The 20019-nt window shown below is 58.5% G+C and carries 18 protein-coding genes and 1 pseudogene; 8 read left to right on the forward strand and 11 right to left on the reverse strand.

The annotated features are described in order from the left end of the window. Positions 1-95 precede the first annotated feature (95 nt). The gene (locus tag HMPREF3153_RS01080; RefSeq protein ID WP_070419791.1) at positions 96-1505 is read right to left on the reverse strand and encodes an L-serine ammonia-lyase; all 1410 of its coding nucleotides are present in this window, start codon (positions 1503-1505) and stop codon (positions 96-98) included. A 418-nt stretch (positions 1506-1923) separates the two neighbouring features. Between HMPREF3153_RS01080 and HMPREF3153_RS01085 the strand changes: the two genes are divergently transcribed. Further along, entirely contained in the window at positions 1924-4191 is a 2268-nt protein-coding gene (locus tag HMPREF3153_RS01085) for a carbon starvation CstA family protein (RefSeq protein WP_070419792.1), read from the forward strand. Next, a complete protein-coding gene (locus tag HMPREF3153_RS01090) occupies positions 4191-4373 on the forward strand; it encodes a YbdD/YjiX family protein (RefSeq protein ID WP_005529243.1) in 183 nt (60 codons plus the stop codon). The genes HMPREF3153_RS01085 and HMPREF3153_RS01090 overlap by 1 nt, the downstream gene beginning before the upstream one ends. A 62-nt stretch (positions 4374-4435) precedes the next feature. On the opposite strand, the gene HMPREF3153_RS01095 is transcribed toward HMPREF3153_RS01090, so the two are convergent. The 6 genes and pseudogenes from HMPREF3153_RS01095 to relB all read right to left on the reverse strand — a co-directional run bounded on the left by HMPREF3153_RS01095 (position 4436) and on the right by relB (position 8243). Next, complete coding sequence (locus HMPREF3153_RS01095) at positions 4436-5110, reverse strand: FMN reductase (protein WP_070419793.1); 675 nt, start codon at positions 5108-5110, stop codon at positions 4436-4438. 52 nt (positions 5111-5162) lie between these two features. Continuing rightward, entirely contained in the window at positions 5163-6278 is a 1116-nt protein-coding gene (locus tag HMPREF3153_RS01100) for an LLM class flavin-dependent oxidoreductase (RefSeq protein ID WP_070419794.1), read from the reverse strand. A 66-nt stretch (positions 6279-6344) separates the two neighbouring features. Then, on the reverse strand, positions 6345-7067 hold the full coding sequence (locus HMPREF3153_RS01105; protein ID WP_049158856.1) for a CBS domain-containing protein: 723 nt from the start codon (positions 7065-7067) through the stop codon (positions 6345-6347). A gap of 11 nt (positions 7068-7078) precedes the next feature. Continuing rightward, positions 7079-7330: pseudogene (locus tag HMPREF3153_RS01110) on the reverse strand (inorganic phosphate transporter); the annotation flags it as partial. Positions 7331-7749: 419 nt separating this feature from the next. Next, positions 7750-8031, reverse strand: coding sequence for a type II toxin-antitoxin system RelE family toxin (locus HMPREF3153_RS01120; RefSeq protein WP_005529257.1), 282 nt, complete (start codon positions 8029-8031; stop codon positions 7750-7752). Beyond that, entirely contained in the window at positions 8031-8243 is a 213-nt protein-coding gene (relB, locus tag HMPREF3153_RS01125) for a type II toxin-antitoxin system RelB family antitoxin (RefSeq protein WP_034656865.1), read from the reverse strand. Before relB ends, HMPREF3153_RS01120 begins: the two co-directional genes overlap by 1 nt. Before the next feature lie 322 nt (positions 8244-8565). Here relB and HMPREF3153_RS01130 point away from each other — a divergent pair, with 322 nt between their 5' ends. Next, positions 8566-9327 (forward strand): NYN domain-containing protein, encoded by a 762-nt coding sequence (locus tag HMPREF3153_RS01130; RefSeq protein WP_049064005.1) that lies wholly within the window; start codon positions 8566-8568, stop codon positions 9325-9327. Positions 9328-9767: 440 nt separating this feature from the next. Here HMPREF3153_RS01130 and HMPREF3153_RS13105 read toward each other — a convergent pair whose 3' ends face one another. Together HMPREF3153_RS13105 and HMPREF3153_RS01135 are read right to left on the reverse strand one after the other, a co-directional pair. Then, on the reverse strand, positions 9768-9896 hold the full coding sequence (locus HMPREF3153_RS13105; RefSeq protein ID WP_255313639.1) for a hypothetical protein: 129 nt from the start codon (positions 9894-9896) through the stop codon (positions 9768-9770). 154 nt (positions 9897-10050) lie between these two features. Continuing rightward, complete coding sequence (locus HMPREF3153_RS01135) at positions 10051-10275, reverse strand: trypsin-like serine protease (RefSeq protein ID WP_034656866.1); 225 nt, start codon at positions 10273-10275, stop codon at positions 10051-10053. A 14-nt stretch (positions 10276-10289) separates the two neighbouring features. Here HMPREF3153_RS01135 and HMPREF3153_RS01140 point away from each other — a divergent pair, with 14 nt between their 5' ends. Then, on the forward strand, positions 10290-10919 hold the full coding sequence (locus tag HMPREF3153_RS01140) for a DUF6891 domain-containing protein (RefSeq protein ID WP_005529266.1): 630 nt from the start codon (positions 10290-10292) through the stop codon (positions 10917-10919). 51 nt (positions 10920-10970) lie between these two features. Here the strand turns inward: HMPREF3153_RS01140 and HMPREF3153_RS01145 are convergent, their stop codons facing one another. After that, positions 10971-11273 (reverse strand): hypothetical protein, encoded by a 303-nt coding sequence (locus HMPREF3153_RS01145; RefSeq protein WP_070419796.1) that lies wholly within the window; start codon positions 11271-11273, stop codon positions 10971-10973. A gap of 173 nt (positions 11274-11446) precedes the next feature. Then, a complete protein-coding gene (locus HMPREF3153_RS01150) occupies positions 11447-12340 on the reverse strand; it encodes a KPN_02809 family neutral zinc metallopeptidase (protein WP_083280913.1) in 894 nt (297 codons plus the stop codon). Positions 12341-12536: 196 nt separating this feature from the next. Here HMPREF3153_RS01150 and aspS point away from each other — a divergent pair, with 196 nt between their 5' ends. The 4 genes from aspS to alaS all read left to right on the forward strand — a co-directional run bounded on the left by aspS (position 12537) and on the right by alaS (position 19875). Beyond that, positions 12537-14342 (forward strand): aspartate--tRNA ligase, encoded by a 1806-nt coding sequence (gene aspS, locus HMPREF3153_RS01155; RefSeq protein WP_049063970.1) that lies wholly within the window; start codon positions 12537-12539, stop codon positions 14340-14342. A gap of 119 nt (positions 14343-14461) precedes the next feature. After that, positions 14462-15676, forward strand: a complete 1215-nt coding sequence (locus HMPREF3153_RS01160; RefSeq protein WP_070419797.1) for an aminoglycoside phosphotransferase/choline kinase family protein — start codon at positions 14462-14464, stop codon at positions 15674-15676. A gap of 3 nt (positions 15677-15679) precedes the next feature. Further along, a complete protein-coding gene (locus tag HMPREF3153_RS01165) occupies positions 15680-17041 on the forward strand; it encodes a replication-associated recombination protein A (RefSeq protein WP_070419798.1) in 1362 nt (453 codons plus the stop codon). A 146-nt stretch (positions 17042-17187) separates the two neighbouring features. Further along, positions 17188-19875 carry an alanine--tRNA ligase gene (gene alaS, locus HMPREF3153_RS01170; protein WP_070419799.1) on the forward strand — a complete coding sequence of 896 codons (2688 nt, stop codon included), beginning with the start codon at positions 17188-17190 and terminating at the stop codon, positions 19873-19875. Positions 19876-20019 lie beyond the last annotated feature (144 nt).

A 20019-nucleotide genomic window follows, 5' to 3' on the forward strand; every position in this document is an offset into this window, starting at 1 on the left:
GACTCCGTGTCCAAAAAGCCCATGGACATAACATTTCTAGGTTAGAGTCTGTGCGTTAGCGATAAGACTACCTTTTGCCATGCAAGCCTTTTGCACTAGCACTCCACCTGCGTGACGGCGAAGCCTAGCGTCTTCGCGAGGCCACCAATGGAGGTCTCCTTGTACTTCGCCAGCATGTCGCGGCCAGTATCGGCCATCGTCTGCACGGCGGCGTCGAGAGAAACGTGGTGCGTGCCTTGGCCCATGCGAGCCAGGCGCGCGGCGTTGATGGACTTGACCGCGCCGATAGCGTTGCGTTCGATGCACGGAATCTGCACGAGGCCGCCGACTGGGTCGCAGGTAAGGCCGAGGTTGTGCTCTAGCGCAATCTCGGCGGCATTTTCGATCTGCGCCGGCGTTGCGCCCAGTAGTTCAGCCATGCCAGCCGCCGCCATTGACGACGCCGAGCCTACCTCGCCTTGGCAGCCCACCTCGGCGCCCGAAATGGAGGCGTTGTGCTTGATGATCATGCCGATAGCACCCGCAGTAAGTAGGTAGCGGCGGGCGGAATCGCGGGTGAAGTTCGGCTTGAAGTCGCGGGCATAGTGCAACACCGCTGGGATGATGCCGCAGGCGCCGTTTGTTGGGGCCGTAATCACTCGGCCGCCAGCGGCATTTTGCTCGTTAACGGCGAGTGCAAACAGGTTGACCCACTCCATAGCGGAAAAGCCGAAGGACTCATCGTCGTGACCCTCCAGCAGCTGCTTGTACATGTCCGGCGCGCGGCGTGGGACCTGCAGGCCGCCCGGCAAGATTCCGGAGGTGGAGATGCCGTCGGTGACGCACTCGCGCATGATGTCCCACACCAAATCCAGGTGTGCGTAGACGAACTCGAGGCCGCCGTCTTCTTTATGGAGTGCTTCCTGATTGGCGGCGACAATCTCCCAGATCTTCAAATCGTGCTTCTCGCACAGCGCCAGCAATTGCTCGCCCGTGGTGAATGGGTAAGGAACATCGTCGGTGGATTCAGCCGCTGCCATGCCGGCAGGTACCTCGGCGGAGGCTGCCACCTCTGCGTCGAGTTCCTCGCGGGAGAGAATGAATCCGCCGCCGACGGAGAAGTACTCGGCGTGCTCTGCCAATAGGTTGCCTTCAGCGTCCCAGGCGTCAAAGATGAGGCAATTCGGGTGCTCGGGGACCGGCTCGTTGTTGAACTCGATGGAATATTCCAACGCGCCCAGCGGGCCGTCGGTCATGCCCTTGCTCGGAATGGGCTGATCGGAACGCGGCTTAGCGTCAACCGGGACGGTAAGCGGATCCCAGCCGGCCAAGCCCAGAATCACCGCGCGGTCGGTGCCGTGGCCGCGGCCAGTCAGCGAGAGCGAGCCGCGCAGCTCGGTGTGCACTTTGGCTGGATGTTCCGGCAGCGTTTTCAGGAACGCAAGGGCCGCGCGCATTGGGCCGACGGTGTGCGAGGAAGATGGGCCAATGCCGATGGAGAAAATGTCGGTGACGCTGATTGCCATGCTGGGCGGTGCCTCCTTTGTTAGTTTGGAAATTAAGTCGGGGGTTGGTGGGGGGATTATTTCTAGGGGCAGACTGTGGCTAAACCCGTGTTAATTGCGGTCTCGCTGCGGTCAAAATTCTCTGGGATGAGGAGTATTGCATGTAGGCCGCGCATACAGTTTCTCAATGTTACCGCTTTGTCAGTAGTTCACTACGTGCAGTCAGCATTGTTAGCCCCGCGGAGCGGGTGTGACCAAGGCCAGGTGATTTTGAGGGATAGGCCAATAGGAATTATTGAATTTTAATGTGTGACTTTCGCTCATAATGAATACTGTTTAGTACCTCGGTTCACATTAGTTAAGTAATTTAGCGCGCCTAACAACTGTGGCTGGATAAAAGTTCTTTCATCTGCTCTGTCTGATTCCTCGGGAGATTATTGTGAGTATCAAGACCGGACCCGAACCGCGGTCCGACATCGAATTTGTTGAAGTCGACGGCCAAGCACAGCCCATCGACGTAAAGCCGGAAAAGCTGATCGGTACCGTTGAGAAGGTCATCATTTTGATTGCCGCTATCGCTGCGGCCGCCGGTTGGGGAGTGCTCGCTCTCCACCGCGGTGAGACCATCAACTCCGTGTGGTTGGTCTTTGCGGCAGTGGGCTCCTACATCATTGGTTACACGCTTTATGCACGCTTGATTGAGTACAAGGTGGTTAAGCCGCGCAACAACCGCGCTACCCCTGCAGAGTATGCAAACGATGGTAAGGACTTCCTGCCTACGGACCGTCGTGTTCTCTTTGGTCACCACTTCGCGGCCATTGCCGGTGCCGGCCCCTTGGTTGGCCCGGTTATGGCTGCTCAGATGGGCTATTTGCCGGGAACATTGTGGATTGTGCTGGGCGTTATCTTCGCCGGTGCGGTGCAGGATTACCTGGTGCTCTGGGTATCTACCCGCCGCAAGGGTCGCTCGCTTGGCCAGATGATTAGCGATGAGATGGGCAAAGTCGGTGGCGCCGCGGGCATCCTGGCCACTATCGCCATCATGATCATCATCATCGCCGTGTTGGCACTGATCGTCGTGAACGCCCTTGCTGACTCCCCATGGGGTGTTTTCTCCATCACGATGACCATCCCGATCGCCCTTTTCATGGGCCTGTACCTGCGATACATTCGCCCCGGCAAGGTCACGGAGGTTTCGGTCATCGGCGTCATCCTCTTGCTGGCAGCCATCATCGGCGGCGGCTACGTCTCCGGCACTGAACTCGGCGCTAGCATGTTCACCTGGTCCAAGGAAACCCTGGCATTCGCGATCATCGGTTATGGCGTGGTCGCTGCCATCCTTCCAGTGTGGCTTCTGCTTGCGCCACGCGACTACCTGTCGACCTTCATGAAGATCGGCGTCATCGCCTTGCTGGCCATCGCCATCGTTATTGAACGCCCTGAGGTCCACATGCCGGCGGTTACCTCCTTTGCTGTTAATGGCAACGGCCCGGTCTTTTCCGGTAACCTCTTCCCGTTCTTGTTCATCACTATTGCCTGTGGTGCGCTTTCTGGTTTCCATGCGCTGATTTCTTCCGGTACTACGCCGAAGCTCATTGAGAAGGAGTCTCGCATGCGCGCCATCGGCTATGGCGGCATGATCATGGAGTCCTTCGTCGCAGTCATGGCACTCATTTCTGCAGTCGTCATTGACCGCCACATGTACTTCGCAATGAACTCACCGGCAGCTAAGACACTGGGTACTCCAGAAGGCGCGGCGGACTTCGTAGCAACCCTGCACCTGCCCGGCGCAGGTATTACCGCTGATCAGCTTGCCGCAGCAGCTCAAGCAGTGGGAGAGGAAACCATTGTCTCCCGCACCGGTGGTGCTCCGACCCTTGCTTATGGCATGTCCCAAATCATGACCGAGATGCTCGGTAATCCGGCAATGCAGGCATTCTGGTACCACTTCGCCATCATGTTTGAGGCCTTGTTCATCCTGACCACGGTTGATGCTGGTACCCGTGTTGCCCGTTTCATGATGTCGGATTCGCTGGGCGCAATTCCGGGCCTGGGAAAATTCCGTGATCAGAGCTGGAAGCTTGGCACCTACCTGTCCACCTTCCTCGTGTGTGCACTGTGGGGCGCCATCCTCATCATGGGTGTTACTGACCCGCTGGGCGGCATCAACGTCTTGTTCCCACTCTTCGGCATCGCCAACCAGCTACTTGCCGCAATGGCACTCGCTTTGGTGCTTGTGGTTGTTATCAAGAAGGGAATGTACAAGTGGGCATGGATTCCAGCTATTCCATTGGCTTGGGATCTCATCGTGACAATGACCGCCTCGTGGCAAAAGATTTTCAGCTCCGACGCCTCTATTGGTTACTGGGCCAACCATGCAAAATACAAGGAAGCAGCAGCTCAAGGTCTCACCGAGTTCGGATCTGCCAAGAGCGTCGAAGAGATTGATGCCGTTGTTCGCAACACCTTTATCCAAGGATGCCTATCTATTCTGTTTGCGGTGCTGGTATTGGTAGTTATCGGTGCGGCAATCGTTGCCTGCGCCAAGGCTCTCCAGCAACGTTCTGCAGGTATTGAACCTGCGGACTCCGAAACGGAATTCATTCCATCCAAGCTCTTCCTTCCACGTGGTCTCATGCCGACAAAGCGCGAAAAGGAAGTGGCAGCGGAGTACAACATGACCTTCGAGGAAACAGGAGGGCATTAGTGATTACGGCGCTCAAAAAGATCTCCTGGTACTTCGGCGAGCTCATGGGGGACCATGCTTACGCTAAGTACTGCGATCACCTCCGTGCGCATCATCCTGATGCTGAGATTCCAACGGAGCGTGAATATTGGCGCGCCCGCTACGCCGAACAGGATGCCAACCCCGGCGCGCGGTGCTGCTAACACCGTGCGCGTTGGCTGAGTAGCAAAAAGTCCGTCACCTTAATCTAAGTGGCGGACTTTTCTTAGTTTCCGTCGTGGCCGGAGAGTAGAGAACTAAAGGGGGTGAATTCCTCTTCCAAATCCAAGCCGGTTTTACGTGGCGTAGTTTGCTGACTTGCCGTGATGTCGGGGCTGGCTAATCCGCCCACGCGATCGGAAGGAATGACAATGAGGTCCGCGAGTTCCTTGGCGGCTCTTTCGATGCGGCGTGTGGTCTTTGCTCCCTCGTCAGTGCCGAAGTCCTCTGTGGCTTGGAAGATGCCGGTTAGTACGACGGTGGCATGCAAGTAGTTAAACAGCGGGCGAAGCGCGTAGTCCAGAACCAGCGCGTGCTGGGAAGAACCACCGGTAGCTGCGACCAAGGTCGGAAGGTGGTCGAGTGCGTGCGGATCCAAGGTATCGAAGAACATCTTGAAAAGGCCCGAGTAGCTGCCTTGGAAAATGGGAGTTACCGCAATCAACCCGGACGCATGCGAGAGTGCTCGCTTTGCTTCGTCGAGCTGGGGCGTTGTAGCACCCCAATTAGTCATTGCCTCAGCCAGCTCAGTGGCTAGCTTGCGTAGTTCGATGACGGTTACTTCGAGCCCTTCACCGCGAGCGCCGACTTGGGAGACTACGGCTTGGGCCAGGGCGTCGGCTAGCGCGCGCGTAGACGACGGCGTGGAAAGGCCAGCCGTGACGACGACGAGTGAGCGCATGAAAGAATTCCTCCTAGGAACAGATTGTCAATCGGTCTATCTGCAGTTGTACTTATGAAGCGTCTTCACCAGGGTTGACGCGGAAGTGCGGCGAGCCAGGATTGGCCTTGAGCGTTGCGTGCGTCGGCGGGTTTGAAGGGACATGCTCGGGGCGGCGGGCCTCCATGCGACGGCGTAGCTCAGGCACAACTTGGGTACCGAGGAACTCTATCTGCTGGAGCACCACCTCCTGGGGCAAACCAGCGTGGTCAATGAGGAAGAGCTGACGCTGATAGTCACCGACCCAATCTGCGAATTGCATCGTGCGATCGATGACCTGTTCTACGGTGCCGACCGTCAGCGGCGTTTGCGCTGTGAAATCCTCCAGTGAGGGGCCGTGGCCGTAGACGGGCGCATTGTCGAAATAAGGACGGAAGAAGTCTTTAGCTTGCTGCTCGGTTTCGCCGATGAACAACTGACCGCCAAGTCCCACGATTGCCTGGTCGGCGCGGCCGTGGCCGTAGGACTCGAAGCGACGTCGGTAGATGCCCACCATCTTTGCCGTGTGTTCCTTGTTCCAGAAGATGTTGTTGTGGAAGAAGCCATCGCCGTAATAGGCAGCCTGCTCGGCGATTTGAACGGAGCGGATAGAACCGTGCCACACGAAAGGCGGGACGTCGTCAAGCGGGGCAGGCGTGGACGTATAACCCTGCAGGGCAGTGCGGTACTTGCCGGACCAGTTGACCACTGGCTCACGCCATAGGCGGCGCAACAGGTGGTAATTCTCAACCGCCAGCGGGATGCCTTCGCGAAGGTCTTTGCCAAACCATGGGTAAACCGGGCCAGTGTTGCCGCGGCCCATCATGAGGTCTACGCGCCCGTCAGACAGGTGCTGTAAGAAGGCGTAATCCTCAGCAATCTTTACCGGGTCGTTGGTGGTAATTAGCGTTGTCGAAGTCGAAAGCAGCAGGTTCTTGGTTTGTGCTGCGATGTAGGCCAAGTGAGTAGTTGGGGAGGAAGGCACGAATGGCGGATTATGGTGCTCGCCCGTGGCAAAAACATCGAGGCCTACCTCCTCGGCCTTGAGCGCAATTTCCGTCATATTGCGGATACGTTCGGCTTCACTAGGCGTGATGCCGCTAGTTGGGTCGGTGGTGACATCACCGATGGTGAAGATGCCGAATTGCATATGAAGTCCTTAAGGTGTGTTCGCCAACGAGTGTATATGACGTGTCAACATGAAGGGGGGTGAGCTTTATTCCCACTCCAGCGCATCGACCAAAACTGCGAGGTCAGTGGGAGTGGCGATGCCCAGTGGGCGCTTATTCTTTGCGCCATCTTCTGTAAAGATTAGCGCGCAAGGATGCGTACCGTCCTTGGCCAATTCGGTCAGGGCATCGAGTGCTTCTTGTGCAGTGGCTGTGCGGGGAAGGAAAGCAGCACGGTCACCTGCTTCGGCGTATTTCAAAACCTTGCCAACTGCCACGCTGATCACGTGATTGTCGTCAGCTAAATCAGCGGCAATCCAGCGGGCTACTACGTTAGTTGTCAACAAATTCGCGTAGTTCTCACCGCTATATACCGGAATCTGGGAATAACCGTTGTGTGCGATCAGCTTCAGCGCTTGGCGAATATCGGCATCGGCTTCCAGCGTTACAACTTCGGAGGAACCGAGTACGGCGAGCGCGTTGGGCGGCGAAGTTAACAATTCGCGCAGCTTTTCCAATTGCTCCACCACCCTGGGGTGCGGAGAGGCCAGTGGCTCGTCGTCGTAGTAGCGTCCGTGAGCTATGGCATTGCGGAGATTACCGAAGTCTTTCAGCATCTCTGTTTGGCGTTTATTAAGCATGTGTTTCTCGTGCGCGCGGTCGACTATCCACCAGAAGGAATCCGAGTTCTTGGCATTGATAGCTTGGCGGAGGAATTGCTCAATGTCGTTGAAAGCAGCAAAAAAGCGCGCCGGGGTGTTCTGGTCCATAGAAGACCAGTCTAAGAAACCACGAGGCGCGCTGCAGTGAGAGAGTTAGAACAGGACGCGGGGAGGACAGAAACGGTGATGGCGGCAATGCCTGCCGATGCAGGCAACGTAATGACCCGCGCCAGAGCAATCGGTTTCATATGCCCCCAGTTGGCGGCGCGGTTAACAATGCCGACGCCCAGGACGGCACCGATGAGGATGTGCGTCGAGGAAACTGGCAGGCCCAACAAGGGAGCGGCCATAACCATGCCGACAGTGCGCAGCAAGTCTACCGTGTTGTCGTGCAACTCGGTGAAGAATCTACCGCGGCGCCGGCAGCAGCCGCGCCAGAGCGTACAGCTCCGCTCCGGTCACGTAGTACGCGCCGGCACGCATCGCGTGGGGAAACTCGCCCCTGTGGTTCTTGCGGCGAATGGTCCACACCGAGGAATAGCGCCGACGTCCGTCTGGCCGGCGGATCGCAGCCACATCTTCCAGCAAATGCTCATTGGCAGGGGACATCTCACATGTCGCTTTCCCGTTAGGGCCGCCTACGACGTGGTTGGCGGCGGTCAAACCAGTGGGCAGCGAGAAGTCGGATGCGAGATGGTGGTTGCGTGATTCCCCAGCCTCGGGTTTCCACCCCGGAGCCGAAAGCGAGCCCCAGACTGAGAAGGTCTGGAGCTCGCTTCTTTTGTTTCGGTTAGCGATCGATCGTGTCGCGCCTTCCAGCAGCAAAAACTTCGGTCGTGATGGTTGATTCGTGAATGAGCGCGAGGATTCGATAAGTGCCGACACGGTAGCGCCATTCGCCAGATCGATCACCTGTGAGGCCTTTGCCGAAAGCACGCGGCTCGGCACAGCCTTCGAGATGGGTTTTCATCCAAGTGAGCAGAAGTTTGACATCGAAGCGGTCCATCTTTTTGAGCTGTTTCCGAGCCGAGGCGGTGAGTTCAACGCTGTAGCTAGGGCCGTTGGCTGACATTAATCAAGCTCTTCGAGAACATCATTGATGCTAAAACGCTGTCCGTCATCGGCTTCGATGGCGGCTCGAAGTTGCTGAAGGTCGGCATGGTCTTCGATTTTCTCCAGCATTGCGCTTCGGGCGAATTCCGAGATTGTTGTGCCTTCGAATCCGACATACTTGCGGACGAGCGCGGCGTCTTCGTCGCTCATGCGTACGGTCATAGTTGCCATTCGATTCTTCCTTCTCGTTAACGCTTTGAATACATTGTATTCACCCCTCGAGAATGCGGCAAGGGTTTTCTCCGCATCGATGTGCTCACTATTAGGATGCACAGGTCGCTTGTACCATCGCTGCCATTCTCGTTCCCCGCTAGCCTCGCTGACATGTCGTAGCGCATTCTTTGAAAAACTCATCAAACCACAGGACGGAATGTGTATTGACATTGACGAGGGGACCGGTGGTAGTATCGTTTTACTGGGCCTAGCCGTTGACCCTCCACCGATAAGGAGATCGCCGATGACTGGGCCCCAACTAGTTCTCCAGAAGGTTAAAATGGGAAAGCACTCTTCAGGGAAATCGGCTAGTAATTTCCCTCGGCGGCCAATTGTCACAGCCATATTGGTAGACGGTGGGTTTTACAGACATCGTGCGCGAGTTCTCTTCGGCAAGAAAGACCCGCGAGATCGAGCAAACGAACTTTTAGAGTATTGCCGTAGGCATATACGGGAGTCCGGAAGCAGTCTCTATAGAATCTTCTACTACGACTGCAATCCTTCAACAAAGGTCCTGTTTCATCCGCTCACACAGACACAGAAGAACCTCGGAAAAACTGAGGAATACCGCTGGATGACAGACTTTCTAGACGAAATCGTAAAGAAACGAAAAGTCGCTTTACGCCGAGGCGAAGAACTTGAAACCCAAAATGGGTACACCCTTAAACCTAACCTGCTAAAGAAGCTCTGTCGCGGGGAAATTGAAGTTTCAGATCTGACTGAGCGAGACTTCTCACTGGATATCACTCAAAAGGGAGTAGATATGCGGATAGGCTTGGATATAGCTTCCCTGGCAGAACGCGGACTTGTGAATCAAATCATCATGATTTCAGGTGATAGCGATTTCGTCCCCGCAGCTAAGCACGCGCGTAGGTCAGGAATCGATTTCATATTAGACCCGCTCTGGGCCCCAGTCTCTGAGAGCTTAAATGAACATGTTGATGGTGTCCGTGAGTGCGTTGTCAAACCACCCAAGAATCAAGACGATCCTTTATACGGAACTACTCCGGAACAAACTGCTGAGGCTGACGAAGAACTATAGCTCAATAGCCTCGATTCACCTCTGGGGCTGGTTCTTCGCGTCTCGCGCAGCGCGGCAGCAGTCATTCTCGAAAGCTGGCCCACCGCCGTTAAGGTGTATCTGGAAGTCTTGCGTCTCGCAAGATATCCTCATCGGAGTCCATGTCAGGAAGCGTATGAACCCCGTCGTTCTAACCTGCCAGCCGAAGTTGTAAACCGGACCTTAATTGCGATCTGTTCCCCGAACTCCCGAATCGCATCTCGAGTAAGAGGGGCGCAAACATCAAAATCGACAGCTGCCGGGAACTGACCCCTGAGGGAGCTCGCGCTGTGGGTCTGGAGGCGTTAGACGCCCACCGTATCGCGAATCCAGTAGAGGTAGTACTTGAGGTATACAGCGTCGGAGTCGGCGTAGGGGTCAAACCACACGGAGTGGGAGCCCATGACGTCGACGGCGTTGAGCTAGCGTTTCTGCGTGAAGACCGGGCCGCCGGAGTAGCCGTGGTTGGAGCCGCCCGTGATGCCGTGCATGGCGATGGTCTTGACGGCGTTTATGTTGTCGCGCTGGACAACGATCTCCATGCGGGCCACGTGGAGCCAGTCCTCGCCGTCGCGGTTCTGGTGGTCATCGGCGATCGTCGGGTATTTCTTGAGCTTCTTCGGGGCTTCGAGGTGAAGGAGCCCGATGTCGGCCTTGGGCGCCTTTCCGAAGCGGTCGACATCGATGGACGGGCCCGGGTTCGACTTATTGTTGGAGAAGTGGACCTTGAGGACGTTCGGGGGAGACGTCCGGGTCGGAGTAGGGGCCCTCAGCGCAGTGGGCGGCGGTGAGGATCCATTCCGGCGCGATGGCCGCGCCGGTGCACTCCTGCGGGGTGCCGTCCGGGGTGTCGTAGGTGCGTGCCTGGACGAGGGTGGCGCTTCGATAAATCGCCACGTCAGGTGCCGCGGCGAGCGGGGAGATTTTCATTATCCTGTGGAGGCATGGAGATTTCAGATTCGCTGCGCCAACAACTCAACCATTGGATTCTTCCCGGTTTCATGACCTTGGACGAGGTCTACGAAGCCGTGGACGACAACGAACTTGAAGACGGGTACCCCAATGATGATCCGCACGCGGCCGCCGAGCAAGTATGGAAAGAACGCAAGGCCCAGGAGTCGGAGCGGGAGCATCCCACTGATTACGACCTGGTGCAGGCTGCGTTCGATGAGATGGAAGAACAGGGGCTCGTGACGGGAATGAGCCTTGGATTCGATGTCAGCGACTGTAACGAGCTGCTCGGGGAGGAACGCACCCAGATCGACGTGCCGGAGGGGGAGTATCCCTACCGCGAATGGGCATCGTGTGGCTTCCACATGCAGGATGCCGAGGGACTGGCGTACGAGCCGACGGAGCTTAATCTCGTCTTCGGTGCGTGGACGCCGGGCCCGCCGATTGCTGGTGAGGTCGACGCCGAGAAGCTGCGCAAAGGCCAACCCGAGAGGAAGGAGGAGTGGGCGCGCATGGACGCCGCGCTGGGGCGGTTCCTCCTGGACATCCTTAAGCGTCACGACCTCGAAGTGGAGTGGGACGGCGACCCGCGCGGGCGGATTCAGTTGCTCAATCTCATGTGACGCAAGCCGCTGCCCGAGGAAGAGCAGTAAGCCTGCCGCGGCGACGTGAGATTACTTGGATGACAGCGCGCCGAAGTCGGCGATGAGGTCGCTCAGGGGGAGGCGATAGCTGGGGAGGCGGACCTCGAAGAGGTCGAGCATGACGGCGAGGTGGTGGCGCTCGCAGTAGAGCTCGGCGTCGGAAAGCGCGGCGCGCCAGTTGCGAATCCACTCCGGGTTCACACGGGCCGCGGCGGCAGCAGTCTTCTTCGTCCCATACGGAGCTTTGGTATAGGCCATCACCAACTCCTCGCGCTCAGCCGGGCGGATTTCCTCCTGGCGGCGCAGGCCCTGCGGAGGTACTACAACAGTCATGAATCTGTACCACTCAGAATCAGGTAGGTTCACAACTAGGCTGACCCAAAGGGCGAACAGCAAATTGGGAGAGAAAAGAAAGGCAAAGCCCGTTGCAACATCCTGGTGGATGCGGCAACGGGCTGAGAGCTGTGGCGCAAGTTGGCCAAGCAGCTAGCAAGGCATTGCGTTCATCAGGAGTTATAAACGTTGCGGCCCAAGTAGTCGCACTGCGACATCTTGCCGGTCTTGTAGCCATTGATGAACGCTTGGGCACGGTCCGCGGAGGAGCCGTGAGTCCACTGGTCAGGGCGGACCTGGCCGCCGGAGCGACGCTGGATGTTATCGTCCCCCACTGCGCGGGCGGTATCGATGGCGGCTTGTGCCTGTTCGTCAGTGATTTGCTCTAGCTTGGCATTGTCGCCTTCGTCAGCGTGGAAAGCCCAGATGCCTGCGTAACAGTCAGCTTGCAGCTCGATCTTCACAGCATTGGAATCCTCACCCGGCTGGTTGTAGTTGGAAAGACCCAACGTGCCCTCAAGGTGCTGGATGTGGTGGCCAAACTCGTGGGCCACGATGTACATCTGCGCAAGTGGAGCGTTTTCCGCACCGAAGTTTTTGAGCTGCTCAAAGAACGAGGTGTCGAAGTAAGCTGACTGATCAGCGGGACAGTAGAAGGGGCCAGTTGCCGCGGAAGCCTGGCCGCAGCCGGACATGGTGGAGTTCTTAAACACTACTCGGCCAGGCTCGGTGTACTCGATGCCTGCTTGGGCGGGAAGCTGTTCTTTCCACACAGCGTCCACCGACTGAGCCGTGTAGTCGACGCGGCAGTCGTCGTACTTGTTGCCATCCTCAGCCGTCTTGCAATGGTCGAGATGCCCGGAGCTGGTTTCTTCGCCCTGCTGCTGGCTGCTTTCGGTGCCGAGCAACTGGCCTAGATCGCCAGGATTACCACCCATGAGCAGGAACAGGCCAATGAGGACGATGGTGCCGATACCGCCGCCGGCAGCGATTGTACCGCCACCGCGTCCGCGGCCACCCGTGGTGGCTCGTTTGCCGTCGAAACTTGCACCAGATTTAAAAGTCATGGATTAGATCTTGCCATAAAGGCAGCGCACACGACCATGAGTGGGGGTGAGGGGCGTCACAACTAGGCTCATCGCGACTTGTTCACACCTCGGAGGGTAGACTTGGGCCGTTCATGACTTGTGCCGCTCGGCGCGTGCTGTTTACGCGTGGCGTGGGCGCCTACAAGAAGAAATATAGAGAAGGGATTGAACAACAGTGCTGCGCACTCATTTGGCTGGCGAGCTCCGCAAGGACATCGCAGGCGAAACCGTAACCTTGACCGGCTGGGTTTCCCGTCGCCGTGACCACGGTGGCGTTATCTTCATCGACCTGCGTGACCGTTCCGGCATCGCTCAGGTCGTCTTCCGTGAATCCGACGTTGCAGAGCGCGCCCACGACCTGCGCTCCGAGTACTGCGTCAAGGTTACCGGTGTGGTTGAGCCGCGCCCAGAGGGCTCCGAGAACCCCAACCTGCCTTCCGGCGAGATCGAGGTTAACGTTTCTGAGCTTGAGGTCCTTAACAAGTCCGCAGCACTGCCGTTCCAGATCGACGATCCTGCAACCTCCGGCGAGGTCGGCGAGGAGACCCGTCTGAAGTACCGCTACCTCGACTTGCGCCGCAAGACCCAGGGTGATGCCCTCCGCCTGCGCTCCGAGGCGAACCGTGCTGCCCGCGAGGTCCTGGCCCGCCACGATTTCACTGAGATCGAGACCCCAACCCTGACTCGCTCCACCCCTGAGGGTGCACGCGACTTCCTCGTGCCGGCACGTCTGAAGCCAGGCTCCTGGTACGCATTGCCGCAGTCCCCGCAGCTGTTCAAGCAGCTGCTGATGGTGGCTGGTATGGAGCGCTACTACCAGATTGCTCGCTGCTACCGCGACGAGGACTTCCGCGCTGACCGCCAGCCGGAGTTCACCCAGCTCGACGTTGAGATGTCCTTCGTCGATCAGGATGATGTCATTGCTCTCGCTGAGGAGATCGTTTCCGCCCTGTGGAAGCTCATCGGCTACGAAATCACCACCCCAATCCCACGTATGACCTACGCGGATGCCATGAAATACTACGGCTCCGATAAGCCTGACCTGCGCTTCGACATCAAGATCGTCGAGTGCACCGACTTCTTCAAGGACACCACCTTCCGCGTGTTCCAGAACGAGTACGTCGGCGCAGTCGTCATGGAGGGCGGTGCTTCCCAGCCACGCCGTCAGTTCGATGCTTGGCAGGAGTGGGCAAAACAGCGCGGTGCTAAGGGCTTGGCTTACATCACCATCGCTGAGGATGGCAGCCTCGGTGGCCCGGTCGCCAAGAACATCACCGACGCAGAGCGCGAGGGCATCGCCGCCCACGTCGGCGCACAGCCAGGTGACGCCATCTTCTTCGCCGCCGGCGACACCAAGTCCTCCCGCGCGCTGCTGGGCGCAGCCCGTGGCGAGATCGCTCGCAAGCTCGACCTCATCAAGGATGGCGACTGGGCATTTACCTGGGTTGTTGACGCACCGCTCTTCGAGCCAGCCGCTGACGCCACCGCTTCCGGCGACGTGGCACTTGGCCACTCCAAGTGGACCGCAGTCCACCACGCTTTCACCTCCCCGAAGCCGGAGTACCTCGACTCCTTCGACAAGGAGCCCGGCGAGGCTCTTGCCTACGCATACGACATCGTCTGCAACGGTAACGAAATTGGTGGCGGTTCCATCCGTATTCACCAGCAGGATGTGCAGAAGCGCGTCTTCGACGTCATGGGTATTGGCGAGGAAGAAGCACAGGAGAAGTTCGGCTTCCTGCTTGATGCATTCCAGTATGGCGCACCGCCACACGGCGGCATCGCTTTCGGCTGGGACCGCATCGTATCCCTGCTCGGCGGCTTTGACTCCATCCGCGACGTCATCGCCTTCCCGAAGTCCGGTGGCGGAGTTGACCCGCTGACTGATGCTCCTGGTCCGATCCCTGCTGCACAGCGCAAGGAGACCGGCGTTGACTTCAAGCCGGAAAAGAAGGCTGAAAAGAAGGCCGAAGCCAACTAAAGCGCGGGCATCAAGCGGGGCAGCAACGTGGTACAGCGTTCGATAAAGGGCGTTGGAAGCGAAGCGCCCCGCTTTATTGCGGTTAGCGTTGGGTAGTATGAGGAATTTTTAAGGGAGAGATAGTGACCACGGAGAAGGTTTACACCCAAGATGAGGTCGTGACATTTGCAGCAGAGCTGCTGTCGCGCCGCTATGGAGGTGTGCCCGAATTTACTCAGGTGACCGACCTGGGTGGTTCCGGTAATGCCTTAGTGCTGCGCGCACGCATGACACCGACCGCGTTTCTCCCGCACCGTTCCGTGGTCATCAAGTACAACCCCATGACGGGCCATTCCATCGACGATGCGGCGTTGCTGCGGGAAGTCGTGGCCTATCAGTTCACCACGGCCCTCAATGAGGACGTGCGTCCTGGTCCGGTTCTTTTTGCCGCGGACTTGGAGCGTCGCATTTTGGTGCTTTCCGACGCTGGCGAAGGTGACACGTTGGCTGATGTTCTGACGCGTGCAAAAGGGGAGGACCGCAAAGAAGTCCTCCGCAAGCTAGGACGCTCGCTTGGCCAGATGCATGCGGGGACCGCGGGACGAGAGCTTGACTACGAGACTTTGCTCAACCGCATGCTGCGCCAGCATCCTGAATACGAAGAGCACCAGGCGCTGCGCGATGAATCCCTGCGTGCGTCCATCCTCATCGGTGCAGATATCCTCTCCAAGGCCGGTCTTCCCGCGCCAGCGCACTTTGTCGAACTGGCGGAAAAGGCCGCGAGTGCCTTGAGCTATGGCCAAGAGCGTGCCTTTACACCCTTCGACTTGTCGCCCGACAACGTCATTGTCTCGCAGCGTTTGTCCTTCTTGGACTATGAGTGGGCCGGCTACCGCAACGTTGGATTCGACGTCGCCTGCGTTATCGCAGGTTTCCCGCAGTTCCTTTTCGCGCGCCCAATCTCTGACGAGGAAGCGGAGATCTTCATCTCCGCATGGCAGCGCCACGTCACCGGCGTGTGGCCGCGCTTTGCTGATGACGCAGAGCTGCACGAGCTCATCGTCGCTTCCCTCATCGGGTGGGCGCTATCCAGCGTGACCACCATGTATGCCGGTGGCATTGAAGGAGTCGTAGCCTTGGCCGAAGGCTCCGCAGAGGTCTTCCACGATGCGCGCAACTCCGTGCTGCGCCCCGCAGACCAAGGGCCGTTTAGCGAGGAGGAAGTCCTCATTAGGCGCGACCTGTATGAGACCTTCGAGGCCTTGTCTCGCTATGCGGCACAGTGCGGCAGCGACACCTGCCAGCCTGTTGCGGAGTTTGGCCGTACCGTGGCCACGCGGCTTCGTGGAGCGTAGGCGATGTCGCAAGACTCACTGTTCGGACCTGCATCTACGGGTAGCGAACCTGCTGGGCCCCTTCCTGGTCAGGAAATCTTCGCCACCCATGCTGGCTCGCCGCTCGCTGCACGGATGCGCCCGCAAAGCCTCGACGAGGTCTTGGGACAAGGCCACCTGCTTGAAGAGAGGAAGCCGTTGCGTCGCCTTATTGAAGGCTCTGGCGAAGCCTCGGTCATTCTCTATGGTCCGCCCGGTACGGGAAAGACCACGATTGCCTCGCTGATTGCCAAGGCGATTGGCCAGAACTTTGTGGGGTTATCTGCCCTCGATTCCGGCGTAAAGCAGGTGCGTGAAGTCATCACGCACGCGCGCCAGGAGCTTATCCATGGGCGTCGCACAGTGCTCTTCATCGACGAGGTGCATCGTTTTTCCAAGACCCAGCAGGACGCGTTGCTGGCGGCGGTAGAAAATCGCACCGTCCTTTTGGTGGCGGCTACCACGGAAAATCCTTCTTTCTCCGTCGTTGCACCCTTGCTGTCCCGCTCCTTGCTGCTGCAATTGGAGCCGCTTGACGACGCCTCCCTGCGCGCCCTTGCACAGAGGGCGCTGACGAGCGAGAGGGGACTTGCAGGAAGGATTACCGCGAGCGAGGAAGCGCTTGAACATTTGGTCCTTTTGGCTGGTGGCGACGCCCGCCGCACTCTGACCTACTTGGAAGCTGCTGCGGAAGCGGTCCCCGACGGCGGCGAGCTTACGCCGCAAATCATTCGTGACAACGTCAATCGCGCCGTGGTGCGCTATGACCGCGACGGGGATCAGCACTATGACGTGGTCTCGGCTTTCATCAAGTCCATTCGTGGCTCAGACGTCGATGCGGCCTTGCACTATCTAGCACGCATGGTGGAAGCAGGGGAGGATCCGCGCTTTATCGCCCGCCGCCTCATCGTTCATGCCTCTGAAGATATCGGCATGGCCGATCCCACTGCGCTGCAAGTAGCAGTGGCGGCGGCTGAAGCTGCGCAGCTCATCGGCATGCCCGAAGCGCGCATTCCCTTGGCCCAAGCGACCATCCACTTGGCTACCGCGCCAAAGTCCAACTCGGTCATCGCTGCGATCTCTGCAGCGCAGGCTGATGTCCAGTCGGGCCGCATTGGCCACGTGCCCTCGCACCTGCGTGATGGCCACTATGAGGGGGCCAAGAAACTGGGCCATGCCGTGGGGTACAAGTATCCGCATGATGATCCGCGCGGCGTCGTCAAGCAGCAATATCTGCCCGACGAGCTCGAGGACTCCATCTATTACGAACCAACGGATCACGGTGCGGAGAAGCGAATCTTCGACTATCTGGGGCGACTGCGCAACATCATCCGCGGTAAGCGCTAAAGGCGCGCATCGGCCGCAGGGCGGCCAACTGCCAAGTTCGTACTGGCGAGCGCGCGAAAAGTGTGCCCCGATATCGGCAAATCTTTGCCGCACGGGTAGAGTTGAGCGCTGTTACGTACCGCTTAAACAGTGAAGGACTTTAGCTCGTGAAGACTCATGAGATCCGGGAACGCTTTACCCAGCACTTCGTCAAGACTGGACATGAAGCCGTGCCAAGCGCGTCGCTGATCCTGGACGACCCGAACCTGCTCTTCGTCAACGCCGGCATGGTTCCGTTCAAGCCGTACTTCCTGGGACAGCAGAATCCGCCATTCCCTAATGGTCTGGCAACTTCCATCCAGAAGTGCGTGCGCACCCTGGACATCGAAGAGGTGGGCATCACCACCCGCCACAACACCTTCTTCCAGATGGCTGGCAACTTCTCCTTTGGCCAGTACTTCAAGGAAGGCGCCATCAAGAACGCGTGGAGCCTATTGACCGGCTCCGTAGAAGACGGCGGCTTCGGCTTGGATCCAGAGCGCCTCTGGGTCACTGTCTACCTCGATGACGATGAGGCTGCTGACATCTGGCACGAGCAGGTTGGCGTGCCGCGCGAGCGTATCCAGCGCTTGGGCATGGAAGACAACTACTGGTCCATGGGTATCCCTGGTCCGTGTGGTCCGTGTTCCGAGATCTACTACGACCGTGGCCCTGAGTACGGCGCAGAAGGCGGCCCAGTAGCTGATGACAACCGCTATATGGAGATCTGGAACTTGGTCTTCATGCAGAACGAGCGTGGTGAAGGCATCGGCAAGGGCAACTTCGAAATTCTCGGCCCACTGCCGAAGAAGAACATCGATACCGGCCTGGGCATCGAGCGCGTGGCCTGCATCCTGCAGGGCGTAGACAATGTCTACGAAACCGATTTGTTGCGCCCGGTTATCGACGCAGTTGAGGAACTCACCGGCGCAAAGTACGGCGAGGGTGCGTCCGATCAGGACAACATTCGCTTCCGCGTTATCGCTGATCACTCCCGCACCGGCATGATGCTCATCCTGGATGGCGTGACGCCAGGCAACGAGGGCCGCGGCTACATCCTGCGCCGCCTACTGCGCCGCATCATCCGCTCTGCCCGCCTGCTTGGCGCTACCGCACCGAGCATGGAGCGCTTCATGAACACGATCATGGACACCATGACCCCGTCCTACCCGGAGATCGCTGACAACCGTGAGCGCATTCTCCGCGTTGCCGTTACGGAGGAGAAGGCCTTCCTCAAGACCCTCGAATCCGGCACCAAGCTCTTTGACGAGGCTGTTGAAGCGCTCAAGTCCACCTCGCGCGCTGCTACGCCGAAGATTCTTTCGGGCGAGAAGGCTTTCGAGCTGCACGATACCTACGGTTTCCCAATCGATCTGACCCTCGAGATGGCTCAGGAAGCAGGTCTGGAAGTTGACATGGACGGCTTCAATGAAGCCATGGGAGAGCAGCGCCGCCGCGCCAAGGCCGATAACCAGGCCAAGAAGCACGGCCACGCCGACCTTTCTCTCTACCGTGAGTGGGTCGATAACAACCCGACCGTCTTCACCGGTTACGAGACACTCACGTCCGATGCAAAGGTCATCGGCCTTGTACGCAACGGCGAGAAGGTCGATGAAGTGCACGAGGGGGACGAGATTGAGGTCATCCTCGATCAGTCGCCGCTGTACGCAGAGTCCGGTGGACAGACCGCTGACCGTGGCCGCATCTACGCAGGAGAAAGCCTGCTCGAGGTCGGCGACGTCCAGAAGATCGGCAAGAAGCTGTGGGTCCATAAGGCCACCGTTACTGCAGGCGGCATCGACCTGGGTGCTTCCGTGACCGCTGAGGTTGACGAGAAGTGGCGCCACGGCGCGGTGCAGGCTCACTCCGCAACGCACCTCATCCACGCTGCGCTGCGCCAGGTGCTCGGCCCAACCGCAGTCCAGGCCGGTTCCTTGAACCGCCCGGGTTACCTGCGCTTTGACTTCAACTACACCGAGCAGCTTTCGCCGGCTCAGTTGGAAGAGATCGCATTGATCACTAACCAGGCTGTGGATGCTCACTTCGCCGTCAACACCATCGAGACCTCACTGGATCAGGCTAAGCAGATGGGCGCTATGGCGCTCTTTGGTGAGAACTACGGCTCCCGGGTGCGCGTCGTCGAAATGGGCGGTCCTTTCTCCATCGAGCTCTGTGGCGGTACCCACGTGGCCAATACCTCCGAGATCGGCCCGGTGTCCGTCCTGGGTGAGTCCTCCGTTGGTTCCGGCGCACGCCGCATCGAGGCTTACTCCGGCATGGATGCCTTCCGCTACTACTCCAAGGAGACCGCGCTCGTTGAGGGTGTTTCCCGCGAGCTCAAGATCCAGTCTGAGGACCTGCCAGAGCGTATTGCTCAGCTGACTGAGAAGCTCAAGGCCGCGGAGAAGCAGATTGATGAGCTGCATAAGGCACGGCTGATGGCGCAGACCGCTGACATGATCGGTGGCGCAACCACCGTGAACGGCTTCACTGTTATCAGCGTTCGCCTGCCGAACAACGTCAGCGGCGGCGACCTGCGCACCGTGGCAACCGACATTAAAAACCGTCTAGGTGACGAAGCTGGCGTCGTTGTGCTCGCATCTGAGAATGAGGGTGGCAAGACCCCGTTCATTGTTGGTGCCACCAAGGCAGCTGTTGCTCGTGGCATAAAGGCTGGCGATTTGGTCAAGACAATTTCCGGCTACGTTGACGGCAAGGGTGGCGGAAAGCCTGACATGGCTCAGGGGTCCGGCGCCAATGCTGAAGGCCTGCAGGCTGCCTTCAACGCTTTGCGTGACGAACTTGAAAAGGCCTAATCCGCTAAAGCCCATGAGGTGCTAGCGCTTAACCCCCGTTTCTCGTGCTGGGAGCGGGGGTTTCTGCGCGTCTAAAGGGGTGAGCATTCGGGAAATCTGTCTTTTTATGCCATGTTTTCAACCCCTGCGCGCCATTGGTTGATG

Origin of the sequence: Corynebacterium sp. HMSC06C06, assembly GCF_001807295.1 — a bacterium.
In the GTDB taxonomy this organism is placed as follows: domain Bacteria; phylum Actinomycetota; class Actinomycetes; order Mycobacteriales; family Mycobacteriaceae; genus Corynebacterium; species Corynebacterium striatum.